15 protein-coding genes are annotated in these 12,049 nt (G+C 60.3%); 5 read left to right on the top strand and 10 right to left on the bottom strand.

Annotated features, from left to right (window positions below):
- Window position 1 precedes the first annotated feature (1 nt).
- The 4 genes from CUC44_RS16920 to CUC44_RS16905 are packed head-to-tail and all read right to left on the bottom strand — an operon-like array spanning window position 2 to window position 2,012.
- Window positions 2-250 carry an acyl carrier protein gene (locus CUC44_RS16920; protein ID WP_100861049.1) on the bottom strand — a complete coding sequence of 83 codons (249 nt, stop codon included), beginning with the start codon at window positions 248-250 and terminating at the stop codon, window positions 2-4.
- Window positions 251-274: 24 nt separating this feature from the next.
- Window positions 275-529: a phosphopantetheine-binding protein gene (locus tag CUC44_RS16915; protein ID WP_167388935.1), complete on the bottom strand. Its 255-nt coding sequence runs from the start codon at window positions 527-529 to the stop codon at window positions 275-277.
- A 17-nt stretch (window positions 530-546) separates the two neighbouring features.
- Window positions 547-1,305 (bottom strand): lysophospholipid acyltransferase family protein, encoded by a 759-nt coding sequence (locus CUC44_RS16910; protein WP_100861047.1) that lies wholly within the window; start codon window positions 1,303-1,305, stop codon window positions 547-549.
- Window positions 1,290-2,012 carry a beta-ketoacyl synthase chain length factor gene (locus CUC44_RS16905; protein ID WP_100861046.1) on the bottom strand — a complete coding sequence of 241 codons (723 nt, stop codon included), beginning with the start codon at window positions 2,010-2,012 and terminating at the stop codon, window positions 1,290-1,292. The genes CUC44_RS16910 and CUC44_RS16905 overlap by 16 nt, the downstream gene beginning before the upstream one ends.
- A gap of 258 nt (window positions 2,013-2,270) precedes the next feature.
- Between CUC44_RS16905 and CUC44_RS16900 the strand changes: the two genes are divergently transcribed.
- The 3 genes from CUC44_RS16900 to CUC44_RS16890 are packed head-to-tail and all read left to right on the top strand — an operon-like array spanning window position 2,271 to window position 4,011.
- Window positions 2,271-2,663: a hypothetical protein gene (locus CUC44_RS16900; protein WP_100861045.1), complete on the top strand. Its 393-nt coding sequence runs from the start codon at window positions 2,271-2,273 to the stop codon at window positions 2,661-2,663.
- Window positions 2,664-2,679: 16 nt separating this feature from the next.
- Complete coding sequence (locus tag CUC44_RS16895) at window positions 2,680-3,762, top strand: methyltransferase (protein WP_100861044.1); 1,083 nt, start codon at window positions 2,680-2,682, stop codon at window positions 3,760-3,762.
- A gap of 39 nt (window positions 3,763-3,801) precedes the next feature.
- Window positions 3,802-4,011, top strand: a complete 210-nt coding sequence (locus CUC44_RS16890; RefSeq protein ID WP_100861043.1) for a hypothetical protein — start codon at window positions 3,802-3,804, stop codon at window positions 4,009-4,011.
- Window positions 4,012-4,054: 43 nt separating this feature from the next.
- Here CUC44_RS16890 and CUC44_RS16885 read toward each other — a convergent pair whose 3' ends face one another.
- The 3 genes from CUC44_RS16885 to CUC44_RS16875 all read right to left on the bottom strand — a co-directional run bounded on the left by CUC44_RS16885 (window position 4,055) and on the right by CUC44_RS16875 (window position 7,314).
- A complete protein-coding gene (locus CUC44_RS16885; protein WP_100861042.1) occupies window positions 4,055-4,804 on the bottom strand; it encodes a DNA/RNA non-specific endonuclease in 750 nt (249 codons plus the stop codon).
- A gap of 516 nt (window positions 4,805-5,320) precedes the next feature.
- Entirely contained in the window at window positions 5,321-6,229 is a 909-nt protein-coding gene (locus CUC44_RS16880) for a pseudouridine-5'-phosphate glycosidase (protein WP_100861041.1), read from the bottom strand.
- Window positions 6,223-7,314, bottom strand: coding sequence for a PfkB family carbohydrate kinase (locus tag CUC44_RS16875; RefSeq protein WP_100861040.1), 1,092 nt, complete (start codon window positions 7,312-7,314; stop codon window positions 6,223-6,225). The genes CUC44_RS16880 and CUC44_RS16875 overlap by 7 nt, the downstream gene beginning before the upstream one ends.
- A gap of 262 nt (window positions 7,315-7,576) precedes the next feature.
- On the opposite strand from CUC44_RS16875, the gene CUC44_RS16870 reads away from it, so the two are divergent.
- Window positions 7,577-8,095: an RNA methyltransferase gene (locus CUC44_RS16870; RefSeq protein WP_100861039.1), complete on the top strand. Its 519-nt coding sequence runs from the start codon at window positions 7,577-7,579 to the stop codon at window positions 8,093-8,095.
- Between the two features lie 401 nt (window positions 8,096-8,496).
- Here the strand turns inward: CUC44_RS16870 and CUC44_RS16860 are convergent, their stop codons facing one another.
- Complete coding sequence (locus tag CUC44_RS16860) at window positions 8,497-9,234, bottom strand: hypothetical protein (protein WP_100861037.1); 738 nt, start codon at window positions 9,232-9,234, stop codon at window positions 8,497-8,499.
- A 186-nt stretch (window positions 9,235-9,420) separates the two neighbouring features.
- Between CUC44_RS16860 and CUC44_RS16855 the strand changes: the two genes are divergently transcribed.
- Window positions 9,421-9,849 (top strand): universal stress protein, encoded by a 429-nt coding sequence (locus CUC44_RS16855; RefSeq protein ID WP_100861036.1) that lies wholly within the window; start codon window positions 9,421-9,423, stop codon window positions 9,847-9,849.
- A 53-nt stretch (window positions 9,850-9,902) separates the two neighbouring features.
- Here the strand turns inward: CUC44_RS16855 and CUC44_RS16850 are convergent, their stop codons facing one another.
- Window positions 9,903-10,538: a murein L,D-transpeptidase catalytic domain family protein gene (locus CUC44_RS16850; RefSeq protein ID WP_100861035.1), complete on the bottom strand. Its 636-nt coding sequence runs from the start codon at window positions 10,536-10,538 to the stop codon at window positions 9,903-9,905.
- Window positions 10,539-10,694: 156 nt separating this feature from the next.
- Complete coding sequence (locus CUC44_RS16845; protein WP_100861034.1) at window positions 10,695-11,948, bottom strand: glutamate-5-semialdehyde dehydrogenase; 1,254 nt, start codon at window positions 11,946-11,948, stop codon at window positions 10,695-10,697.
- Window positions 11,949-12,049 lie beyond the last annotated feature (101 nt).

Below are 12,049 nucleotides of genomic sequence, written 5' to 3'. Positions count from 1 at the left end.
ATCAGGCATGGTTCATCAGACGATCGACCGCCTCGACCACGTCTGCGACGCTGCGCACCGACTTGAACTCCTCGGGTTTGATCTTCTTGCCAGTGAGTTTTTGCAGGTGCACCACCAGATCGATGGCATCTATGCTGTCGAGCTCCAGATCCTGATAGAGCTGGGCATCCAGGGTAACGGCGTCTTCATCCACCTCGAACAGCTCGACCAGAGTCGCCTTCACCTTGGTAAAAATGTCGTCTTTGTTCATCACGATATCTCCTCGATGGCGGGATCAGGCCTGGGACTGGATCAGGGCAGCCAGGGCCTCGACACTGGCGAAGTGACGACGGGTGTTCTCGTCATCGGCGGAGAGCACTATGCCGTAGCGACCCTTGATGGCGAGCCCCAGCTCCAGTGCATCGATGGAGTCCAGACCCAGACCATCGCCAAACAGGGGAGCCTTAGCGTCTATGTCGTCCGGGGTCAGGCCTTCCAGATTCAGGCTGTCGATGATGAGTTGTTTTATCTCTTGTTGCAGGTCTTGCATTGCTCTTCCATAGGCTGTCATGGGGTCCCGGGTTGCAGGACCCGGGTAAGAAACCGGGTTAACTGGCGGGCGGCCAGTGCGCTGCCCTGTTCGCCATCGATCAGCTCGGCCGGGGTGATCTGCGGCAAAAATTCCAGGGTGAAGCAGGGCTTGTTCTTCGGAGTTTGGAACCATTTATCCTGCTTGGTGAGGAAGCGCTCGCTGCAGTGAATGCGCACGGGCTGCAGCGGCACCTGACCACGCAGCGCGAGCTGGGCCGCCCCTCGCTGCAACCGGACTGGCTCGCCCGGGGTGGTGCGGGTGCCTTCCGGAAAGACCAGCAGCAGGCCCCCCTGGCGTACCCGCTCGATGCAGCGCGGCAGCAGTTGCTGCGCGTCCCCATTGGGAATGTAGTCGGCGGCGCGCACCACGCCACCGAGAAAAAGATTATGCCATAAAGCCCGCTTGACGATGCAATCGCACACCGGCAGCTCGGCGGCCAGGATCACATAGTCGAGCAGGCTCGGATGGTTGGCCACCACCAGGGCGCCGCGCAGGGAGGGCGGCATGCCGCTCACCCGATAGTCGAGCACCCCCAGCCCCTTCAGCATGCCCATAAACAGCCGAAAACTCTGCTTGATGCTGGCCTGCGCCAGGATGCGACGTCGCTCCCCCCGCAGGCAGATCGCCAGCAGCGGAAACCAGCAGAGGCTCAGCAGCAAACCGCCAAGGCCAAACAGGGCAAAGCCGAGGGCGGTGCCGAGCAGCCGCCAGAGCCGATTCAGCGCCGCCGCCATGACCACTCCTGACGTCCGTCGCCCAGCAGGCAGGTCGATTGCCGCAACAGGTGCGCTCGCCAGAATGCCAGGGGCTGTGGCAACTCGGGAGAGTGGGACAAGACCCCCTGCCCCTCGCAGTGCCAGCGCTCGCCCTGCACAATCATTTCATTGCCGAGCACCAGCGCCAGCGCATAAGGGGGCGTGGCAGAGAGCCAGGGATGATGAAAGGCCGGGATCTCCCCTTCAAACGCCACCAGCAGCACCCGTTTATAACCGGCATGCAGGTTGGCGACAGCCTCGGTCACTCCCGCCATCAGGCTTCCCTCTCCTGCCGCGAGGGAACTTATGGGCAACGCAGCCTTGCCCTGGATGGAGCAGAGCCCGGCCGCCGTGTTGTGCACCGACATGGAGAAATCCGTGGGAGAAAGCGGTTTGCCCGCCGCCAAGCCCTGCAGCAGCGTCATGGAGCGCGCCAGCTCGCCGTGGCGGCTGACGAAGATGGCGTTGTCGATGGGATGGCGGGCCAGCATCTCCAGACCGAGCTGCACCGCGAGGCGGGCACCGGCACTGAGGCGGCGGGCCATCATCATGGGGATCAGGGGAGTGGCAGGCAAGGGCTGAGCAGCCTCGGGCCACTGCACCGCGTTGGCCCATAGCTGCCATTGACTGACTTGCTCCAGTCCAGGAGAGAGCGCCTGCGTATCAAGAAGTGAAAATGAGAGCATGATAGCGGCGTCTGTCCTTTTGGGGCACTAGGGGTGATAGGAATAATAAACGCTTTGCTCAATATGGGCATGACAAAGTCGTGTTGAAATAACAGCCAATGCATAGCGGCTATTAATTCAAAGACATCATATCATTATCTATCAGAAAATATAAACGACCAAACATGCACCCATAGTAGTGGGCCATATTTTATTGAAAATGACCAAATAATGGTGTCTCATTGCTCCATTTCATAAAACATATATCGGGGTAAAATAATGAATTTGATCACAAAATCGGGTTTGGTACTCGGCTCACTCCTGCTCGCCGCCTGCTCTACCAGCAAGCCAGTACAAAACCTGCCAGCCAATCCGGTGAATTTCACCTTGACCGAAGAGCAGGTGGGTAATGCCATCATCAATGGCGGCATCAGCAAGGGCTGGGTGATGAAAAAAGAGCAGACTGGCGTTATTCGCGGTCAGTTGAACGTGCGCAAACATCAGGCCGTGATCAATATTCCGTATACTGCTCATGATTATTCCATCAATTATGTCAGCAGCATCAATCTGGATGACAATGGCAAGGGATCCATCCACCGTAGTTATAATCGCTGGATCCTGGGTTTGAATCAGGCCATCCAGACCGAGCTGGTCCGCGCCAGCACCAAATAAAGAGACGGGATCCCCATTGAAACACTATCAGTGTGAACAATATAACGCCCTCGATGCCATCGGCCAGGCCCAGCGTATCGCCTTCGCCCCCATGCTGTTTCAGGCGAGCTGGTGTCTGCGCGAAACCGGGGTGCTCGCCTACCTGGAAAGCCGGGGCAAAGCTGGCGCCACCACGGCCGAGATAGCCCGCCATTGCGAGCTCAGCGAATACGCGGTGTCTGTGCTGCTGGACATGGGCCTCGGCGGCGGGGTCTGCCATCTGGCCGGGGAGCAGTATGTGCTCGGCAAGGTGGGTAAATACCTGCAAAACGACCCCATGACCCGGGTCAACATGGATTTTACCCAGCACGTTTGCTACCAGCCTCTGGCCCACCTGCTGGGCGCCATTCGCGAGGGCAAGCCAGAGGGGCTCAAGGTATTCAACCCGGACTGGGAGACCATCTACCCTCACCTGGACAAGCTGCCGGAGCCCGCCCGTGCCAGCTGGTTTGCCTTCGATCACTTCTATTCTGACTGGGCTTTCCAACAGGCGCAGGATCATGTGCTGAGTTATGAGCCTCGCAGCCTATATGATGTGGGTGGCAACACAGGCAAGTGGGCCATCTCCTGTGCGACCCGGGATCCCGCACTTCAAGTCACCATTTTGGATCTGCCCGAGCAGATCGCCCTGGCACAACCCAGAATTGACGCAGCCGGACTGACGGAGCGGGTTCATGGTCACGGGGTCAACATGCTGGAGGCCGACGGTCATCTGCCGGGGGAGGCAGACATCTGGTGGATGAGCCAGTTCCTCGACTGCTTCAGTCACGAGCAGATAGTCGCCATCCTCAAGCGCATTCGCCGGCACATGAAGCCGGGCGCCCGGGTCTGCATCCTGGAGCTGTTCTGGGACAGGCAGAGCTTCGAGGCGGCGAGCTTCAGCCTCAATGCTACCTCCCTCTATTTCACCGCCATCGCCAATGGGGACAGCCGTTTCTATCACTCCAAGCAGATGTACCAGTGCTTGCGAGAAGCGGGTTTTCATGTGGAAGCGGAGCACGAGATCCCAGGACCGGGCCATACCCTGCTGGTTGCCCAGCCACTGCCGACGCGGCCATAATGGCCCATCGACATGGATGGCATGCAAAAGGAGCGGCCCATGATGCGTAACGGCAGAGTAGTGCTGACACTGGCCCTGGTGCTGGGTAGCACGGCTTGTGCTCACATCAAGGAGGCGGGCAGGACTGTGGGGCACACTACCCGGGACGTGACCCGCGAAATTGGCCACACCACCCGGGATGTGACCCGCGAAATCGGTCATGGCACCCGGGATACCGTCAATAAAGTGGGTGACGAGATAAGCAAATGACAACAGGGGCCTAGGCCCCTGTTGTGTTATCTGCGGCTCAATCTCACCACATCGCCATCAGCCGGGATTCCATGGCTTCTTCCTGTTCATCCGGCAGAGTGGCGAAAAAATCGAGTCCTGTCTGCTCTTCCACCGTATCCACAGTCACTATGTAGTCCGCCAGCTTGCTGGACGGGATATTCTGCTGCGGCAGTATGAAGGCGATGGCCTCCTGATTCGCCACGTCCATCACCACCCGGTAGTAGGCATGGGGCACGGTCACACCGTTACCGATGGAGGCGTCCGAGTTGGTGAAGATGGGGCCCGTGATCACCTGGACATTCTCATAGGCGATGGCCCACTGGCGGGTCTTCTCCTCCAGGATGCGCCAGGCGCCCTGATTGAGCGCCGGCAGCTGGGGCGTCATGTTGGTCAGCAGAAAACTCTGCTTCATGGTGGTCGCACTGGTGCGCATGTCTGCCGCGGGCGCCTGATGTCCCCTGTCATAACCGGAGCCCTTGTAGTCCGCCAGGGTGGCGCGGAACTGCACCGGCACCTCCTTGTCCTCGGCGAAGGCATCCTTGCGTGGCACCTGGCCCTGGGCGCTGGCCGCCGTCATCCGATAAGAGACCCAGTCAGACACCTTGGTGTCGTAGTTGTAGCCGGCTGCGTAGCCTTCCCGGCATAGCAGTTGACTGGATTGGCTGGGCACCCCCAGAGTCACGTGATCCTTGCATTGAAAACCCGCCGCCATGGCCGGGAAAGCGCTGAGAGTAAATCCGATCGCCAGAACTAACTTATTAATATTATTCATTATTATGCCACTCCTTGTGTTAGGCGGAGTGATTTGACACCAGGTCGGATGAGCGAGGCAATCGGCTATTTTACGAGCATGTTGTAAATGTGAAGATCCCGGCAGTTTGACCAAAAACCTGCGCACAGGTGGGGGATTGTCATCTGGATGTCATTGTGTTGAGCGGGTGACTTTATCTCTGCAATCAAACAGATATACACAGCATTCTATTTTCCGGTGAAATATTGGCGAGATCCTGCGGAGGAATATAGCCAATATGGCTGCTTGAATTACCAACTGACACGGCCCAAACAACGACCAGCTGATTAAGTCATGGTCATGGAAAAAGCGATCATTAAATGCGCAATCGTGCTCGCGCATTATTATTTCGCCTATTGGATACATCATTAGTTATATATAAACGCTTGCCAACGACGGCATCCAGCGCGATGGCAATCCCGGTTTCTTCATAAAGACTCGGTGTCGCCATAAAAAAGAGGGCCCAAGGGCCCTCGCTTGTTTTCAACCATCGAGCCATCACAGGCTGGCGGCGATACGCGCCCCCAGGGCCGCGTTGTTCAGCACCAGCTGGATATTGGCCGCCAGGGAGTTGCCACCGGTCAGCTCGCACACCCGCGCCAGTAGGAAGGGAGTGGACTCCTTGCCCTTGACCCCCTGCTCGTCGGCTTCCTGCAGCGCCTGCTTGATCGCGGCGTCTATGTCGGCCTTGGGCATGGCAAACTCGGTCGGGATCGGGTTGGTCACCACGGCGCCACCGGCCAATCCCAGCTCCCACTTGAGGCGCAGGGCTTCGGCGATCGCCGCCGGGGTGTCGAGGCGGTAATCCACCTTGAAGCCGCTCTCGCGGGTGTAGAAGGCGGGCAGCTCCTCGGTCTGGTAGCCGATGACAGGCACGCCCTGGGTCTCCAGGTACTCCAGGGTCAGGCCGATATCCAGGATCGACTTGGCACCGGCGCAGACCACTGCTACCGGGGTCTGGGCAAATTCTTGCAAGTCAGCCGAGATGTCGAAGGTCTCCTGGGCGCCGCGGTGCACACCGCCGATGCCGCCGGTGGCGAACACCCGTATGCCGGCCATGGCGGCGATGATCATGGTGGAGGCAACCGTGGTCGCTCCCAGTCCCTTGTTGGCCAGTACGAAGGGGATGTCGCGGCGGCTGCACTTGGTGGCGGCGTGACCGGCCTTGCCCAGCGCCTCCAGCGCCCCCGCATCCAGACCCACCTTGAGACGACCATCCAGAATGGCGATGGTCGCCGGCACGGCGCCGTTGTCGCGCACCACTTGCTCTACCTGACGCGCCGTCTCCACGTTCTGCGGATAAGGCATGCCATGGGAGATGATGGTGGACTCCAGGGCCACGACCGGCTTGCCGGCGGCCAGGGCCGCGGCGACTTCGGGTTGGATATCGAGATAAGCGTTCAACATGGGTACTCCTCCAGCATGCGTTCAACGGTGGCCTTGGACAGGCCAGAAAAAACGGTATCGGAACAATTGACGGTGAGGGCGGCGCAACCGAGGGCGAAGCGGGTGGTGTCGGCCACGTCTTGCTCCAGCAGCCAGGCATGGGCCAGCCCCGCCATGAAGGCATCGCCACCGCCGGTCACATTGATGACGGGGCTGCCGAGCACCGGCAGATGGCCCTGGCGCTCCCCATCGCTATAGAAGACGCCTTGATCTCCCAGGCTCAGGAACAGCCGCTGCACCCCGGCGCGGTGGAACCAGGCCGCCGCCATGGGCCAGGTATCGGGCCCGGCGATGGTGAAGCCGCACAGCTGCTCGGCCTCGCTGCGATTGGGTTTGAGGGTGTGGATCCGGTGCAGCCAGGGGCGGATCTTCTCCACCTTGGCCACCGAGACTGTGTCCACGAAGATGATGTGCTCCCCCTGGCGCTCGAACAGCCAGTCCAGGGTGTGGGTCGCGAGGTTGGTATCCAGCACCCAGAGGCTGGCCGCGCCCAGGAAGCCGCTCAAGGGCGTGAGCCTAGCCGGGGTCAGCTCGTTGATGATCCCCATGTCATTGACGGCGCAACTCATCTCGCCGCTGCCATCGTGCAGGCTGAGATAGCAGGAGGTCGACTGCCCCTCCAGTACCAGCACCTGGCGCACGTCGACCCCGGCCCGCTGGCTCACCTCCAGCAGGTGATGACCGTACTGATCGTTGCCCACTGCGGTCAGCAGCCGGGTGTCTGTGCCGAGCCGTGCCAGGTTCTCGGCGATGTTGCGCCCCACCCCGCCAGCGGAGGTGCGCACCCTGCCGGGGTTGGAGTCACCGATGCGCAGGTTGTCGTGGCTGGCGCCGCAGATATCCATATTGGCACCGCCGATCACCACGGCGTAGGGGCCTTCGCGCAGCACATAACCCCGCCCCTGCACATAGCCCTGGCGCATCAGGCTGGAGATGTGACTCGCCAGCGCCGAGCGGCTGATGCCGAGGCGATCCGCCAGATCCTGCTGGGCAATCATGGGATCCTGGCGCAGCAGGGCGAGGATCTCTTGCTCACGTTCCGTCATAGACAAACATCCAGTTACAAACGTTTGTCTATTATTATCCGCAAAGGTTTTCCTGCCACGATTTTGTGCAAAAAATGTCGGGTCGCACACAAAAATACCGACACCAGATCGGGTGAAAAAACAAACCGGCCTTGATTGAAACCGCTCACAGAGCGATGGCATGGGAGGCCGTGATAAGCCGCGACTGACCAAGGACTGGAGAAGCGTGGGCAAACGCCGCCGTGAGGGTATAATGCGCGGCTGCCAGAGAGAGGAGAGAGAGATGAGAGAGCCGGATGACAGCTGTGTAGACCTGGCCCATTCCCAGCCATCGGAGCATCAGGAATCGGCCTATTGCTGCGTCGGACTGGTCAATCCCAAGTCGCCGGAGAACGTCGGCGCCGTGATGCGGGCCGCGGGCTGCTACGGGGCGGACGAGGTCTACTACACCGGCAGCCGCTTCGAGCTGGCGCGGCGTTTTGCCACCGACACCAAGCAGATGGTAGAGAAGATCCCCCTGCTCGGGGTAGACGAGCTGCTGGATTTCGTCCCCGCTGGCTGCACCCCGGTACTGGTGGATCTCATCGAGGGCGCCACCTCGCTGCCGGACTATGTGCATCCCGAGCGCGCCTTCTACATCTTCGGGCCGGAAGATGGCACCCTGGATCCCGCCCGCTTCGAATCGGTGCAAGAGGTCATCTATGTCCCCACCCAGGGCTGCATGAACCTGGCCGCCTCGGTCAACGTGATCCTCTACGATCGATTGGCCAAACAACTGCGCAGCAGTACACAGGCGAAGTAAACGGGGAAATAAAGATGCCATTTATGTCGCCATGTTCCAGGGCTGCATGAACCTGGTCGCCTCGGTCAAGGTGATCCTCCATGACCGATTGGCCAAACGACTGCGGGCCGGGCAAAAAGCGTGAGAAGCGAGTCTATGTGACCCTGTCAGGGCTGCATGAACCTGGCCGCCTCGGTCAAGGTGATCCTCTACGACCGATTGGACAGGCGGCAAGCCGGGCGGGACGCTAGAGAGGGCGACAAGGTCGCTCTTTAAACAGCATAAACACCCATAAAACTATCTTTTTATATTGTTTATCGACCGTAAAATCAAAGGTAAGCAGATAAAAGATCTAGCTTATTCATATGGTAGCAGCTAGCTCAGCTCGAAAAATCTGAACTCGGGGAACAAGACACCAGCCGTTATTTTCTCAGGCCTCGCTCCTGCTCCCTGATAAAGTCGCGGTAATAGTCATAGAGCTGGTTGCGACGATAGATATCCTCAAGGGCGCCGCTGCCAAGCAGCCGCTTCATGCCGGGATCCCACAACTGGCGCAGCCGCTGGCCCTGCTCGGTATCGGCGAAGATGGGGTAGGTCGGCACCCAGCGCAGGAAGATTCGGGTCATGTCGGAGGGGATAGCCTCCTTGGGATAGAGCACACCGGCCGTCAGATAATAGCGATAGCGCTCCTTGGCCAGCAGTTGCAGCGCCATGGCGTGGCTGTCGATCTCGTACCAGCGCATGGGCACAGGGATGAACTTGTCGAAAGCCCAGCCCCGCAGCCAGAGCACATCCCGATCCCGCAGGCTCTCCTCACCGCGCCAATCCGGCTGCCACTTGGTGAGCATCAGTACGGTCACATCATCCGCGGAGGCCGGATACCTGGGTTGATGTACCCCTGCGACCTCCCCCTGATAGACCCCCATCGCCATGTCGCCCCCTCGCTGCGCTACCACCGCCAGCGCCCGCTTGTAAGGCACTATATGGGGATGGACCGCATAGCCTGCCGGCTCATAGATGGCGTGCACTATGTCCAGATAGACGCCGCCCCCATCGGCCTGGCAGAAGCCGGGCCAATCGTCGCAATAGACATGCAGGGTGTCGGCCCGGGCGGACCAGGTGAGCAGCAGACAGCACAACAACAAGAGCGGTCGAACCATGTATCTGTATTTCCTCGGTGGCAGTGCTGTCAACGGGGCAGTTCACGCCTTAACACATCATAGAAACTTCTCGCTGCGGGTCACATCTTTTCCCGGTTTTGCGAGCGGGTCGAGAGTAATTTGCCTCTCAATGGGTATCATGGTGAATAAGATTCATTAGTGACCTAACCAGAGAGGAGCATCATCATGCCATCCATCAAATCGCTACTCTGTCCCGTCGATTTCTCCGATATGTCCAAGGCCGTTCTCGACTATGCCGTCTTCATGGCCCAGAGTCATCAGGCCGAGCTCAAGCTGATCCACGTGGTGGATCAACTGCACGGTTTCGACAGCTACAAGATACTGCACATGACCGCCATCGAGATCACTCACGAGATGGAGCGTCAGGCCAAGAGCCAGCTCAAGGAGCTGGTCGCCAGCCTGGCCATCCCCGCCACCTTCGAGGTGCGTTTCGGCCGCGCCGCCGACGAGATAGTCCAACAGGCGAAAGAGGACAAGGTTGACCTGGTGGTCATGGGCAGCCACGGCCGCTCCGGCATCAGCCACCTGCTGGTCGGCAGCGTCGCGGAATCCGTGGTGCGCCACGCCCCCTGCCCTGTGCTGGTCGTGCGTTAATCCCCACGTATCAACAACAAGGCCAGCGACATGCTGGCCTTGTTCGTTTTGGCTCACCCGTGGGCGTAGATGACGCTGCCCCCCTTGATGATGTCTATGATGGCCCTGGACTGCTCTCTCGGCAGGGCGGGACAACCCCAGCTGCGGCCCAGCTTGTCATATTTTTGCAGGTGCCTCGGGCTCGCATAGTCCGCCCCGTGCACCACGATGGCACGCTTGCGGGCATTGCTGTTCTTGCCGGGGGTCAGGCCATCGAGGCGCAGGGAATAACCGTGCTTGCCCTGATAGGTCTCGGCGGTGCGATAAACCCCGAGGGAGCTCTGTCTGGAGTTGAGCTGATTGGAGAACTGGTTCGCCGCCAGCTCCCCGGAATTGCGGCCATGGCTGACCCAGGTGTGGTAGAGCAGCTTGTGACGCTTGACGTCGATGACAAACAACCGGCGCTGGGTCGAAGGCTTGCTGTAATCGATGATGGTCAGAATGGCTTTTCGCTTGTGTCGCACGCTCTGGTAACCATTGAGCGCCTTGCGAAACACCTGTTTGTCGAGCTTGCCCGCCAACCCGAGCTGGCGATAGAGATCCTGATCCCAGCTGGCCTGGCTGGCGCCGCTGAAACAGAGCGCCCCCAGCAACAAGGGCAGGCTCAACCAGAGCCAACCCAGCCGGGCAATCCAGTTTGTGTGCTTCATCCTTGAAGTCGCTCCCGTTCTGGCTGGTAGCCTAGTGTCCGAATTATCGCCACACCTTGCTGGATAGTTATATGCAAGCCCCTGATAGGGCGCAATAAAAAAGCACAAAAATGCCGACCCGGGTCGGCATTTTTGATCAGGGCCAAACAGCCGGACTCAGGCACGGCTCAGGTAATCTGCCACGCCAACCCATTTGTAACTGGTCAGCTCGGTCAGCCCCATGGGGCCACGGGCATGCAGCATCTGGGTCGATACCGCCACCTCGGCGCCGAGGCCAAACTGGCCGCCGTCGGTGAAGCGGGTAGAGGCGTTGACATAGACGGCCGCCGAACCGGCGCCGTTGACGAAGCGCTCTGCGTTGGCGAGGTTGTTGGTCAAGATGGCATCCGAGTGACCGGCGTTGTGCTCGCGCATGTGGGCGAGCGCCTCGTTCACGTCGGCCACCAGTTTGACCCCCAGGGTCAGCCCCAGCCATTCGGTATCGAAATCTTCCGGGCCGGCTGCGCTCAGGTTCTCGGCACCCACCAGCAGCGATGCGGCCTCCGGGGTTGCCACCAGGGTCACCTTGCGCTCATTCATCAGGGTGACCAGCTGTGGCAGCAAGTTGGCAGCCACCCGCTCGTGCACCAGCAGGGTATCGAGGGCGTTGCAGGCGGAGGGGCGCTGCACCTTGGCGTTGTCGATGATACAAAGTGATCGCGCCAGATCGGCGCTCTCATCCACGAAGATGTGGCTGATGCCGAAGCCGCCGATGATGACCGGGATGGAGCTGTTCTCCTTGCACATCTTGTGCAGCCCGGCGCCGCCGCGGGGGATGATCATGTCCACGTAGCGATCGAGGCGCAGCAGCTCACCCACCAGAGCCCGGTCCGGGTTGTCTATGTACTGGACCGCCTCGGCCGGCAGGCCGGAGGCGGCCAGCGCACTCTGGATCACCCGCACCAGCTCCAGGTTGGAGTGGAAGGTCTCGCGGCCGCCGCGCAAGATGCTGGCATTACCGGTCTTGAGGCAGAGGCTGGCGATGTCGATGGTGACGTTGGGGCGCGCCTCGTAGATGACGCCGATGACGCCGATGGGTACCCGGCGCCGGGACAGGCGCAGACCGTTCTCCAGCACACGGCTGTCGATCTCGGCGCCGACCGGGTCGTCCAGGGTGATCACCTTGCGCACGTCGGCGACGATGCCGGCAAGGCGCGCAGGGTTTAGCAGCAAGCGGTCCAGCATGGCCTCGGAGAGACCCGCGTCACGGCCTGCGGCTATGTCTTTCTCGTTGGCGGCCAGGATCTGTGCGCTGCGCGCTTCCAGCTCGTCGGCGATGGCGGCCAGCGCCCGGTTCTTCTGCGCCGTGCTGACGGTGGCCAGCTGGTAGGCGGCCTCACGAGCCGCCTGCCCCATTTTCTCCAGACTCATCTCTGCTTCCTTCTGTTCATCCGGTGCCGTGTGATTACAGCAGCACCCTATCGTCTCTGTGAATGGCCCATGACCCCATGGCCGTCACTGGGTACTGGGTC

It is taken from the genome of Aeromonas lusitana, assembly GCF_002812985.1.
Classification (GTDB): domain Bacteria; phylum Pseudomonadota; class Gammaproteobacteria; order Enterobacterales; family Aeromonadaceae; genus Aeromonas; species Aeromonas lusitana.
Note: the sequence above shows the minus strand (reverse complement) of the source record. Positions and strands in the feature narration are given on the sequence as shown.

Coding starts and splice junctions, on each gene's coding strand:
- CUC44_RS16845 (WP_100861034.1), bottom strand. CDS start 11,948: ATGAGTCTGGAGAAAATGGGGCAGGCGGCTCGTGAGGCCGCCTACCAG.
- CUC44_RS16870 (WP_100861039.1), top strand. CDS start 7,577: ATGAGAGAGCCGGATGACAGCTGTGTAGACCTGGCCCATTCCCAGCCA.
- CUC44_RS16900 (WP_100861045.1), top strand. CDS start 2,271: ATGAATTTGATCACAAAATCGGGTTTGGTACTCGGCTCACTCCTGCTC.
- CUC44_RS16910 (WP_100861047.1), bottom strand. CDS start 1,305: ATGGCGGCGGCGCTGAATCGGCTCTGGCGGCTGCTCGGCACCGCCCTC.
- CUC44_RS16880 (WP_100861041.1), bottom strand. CDS start 6,229: ATGTTGAACGCTTATCTCGATATCCAACCCGAAGTCGCCGCGGCCCTG.
- CUC44_RS16890 (WP_100861043.1), top strand. CDS start 3,802: ATGATGCGTAACGGCAGAGTAGTGCTGACACTGGCCCTGGTGCTGGGT.
- CUC44_RS16850 (WP_100861035.1), bottom strand. CDS start 10,538: ATGAAGCACACAAACTGGATTGCCCGGCTGGGTTGGCTCTGGTTGAGC.
- CUC44_RS16905 (WP_100861046.1), bottom strand. CDS start 2,012: ATGCTCTCATTTTCACTTCTTGATACGCAGGCGCTCTCTCCTGGACTG.
- CUC44_RS16875 (WP_100861040.1), bottom strand. CDS start 7,314: ATGACGGAACGTGAGCAAGAGATCCTCGCCCTGCTGCGCCAGGATCCC.
- CUC44_RS16860 (WP_100861037.1), bottom strand. CDS start 9,234: ATGGTTCGACCGCTCTTGTTGTTGTGCTGTCTGCTGCTCACCTGGTCC.
- CUC44_RS16855 (WP_100861036.1), top strand. CDS start 9,421: ATGCCATCCATCAAATCGCTACTCTGTCCCGTCGATTTCTCCGATATG.
- CUC44_RS16885 (WP_100861042.1), bottom strand. CDS start 4,804: ATGAATAATATTAATAAGTTAGTTCTGGCGATCGGATTTACTCTCAGC.
- CUC44_RS16920 (WP_100861049.1), bottom strand. CDS start 250: ATGAACAAAGACGACATTTTTACCAAGGTGAAGGCGACTCTGGTCGAG.
- CUC44_RS16915 (WP_167388935.1), bottom strand. CDS start 529: ATGCAAGACCTGCAACAAGAGATAAAACAACTCATCATCGACAGCCTG.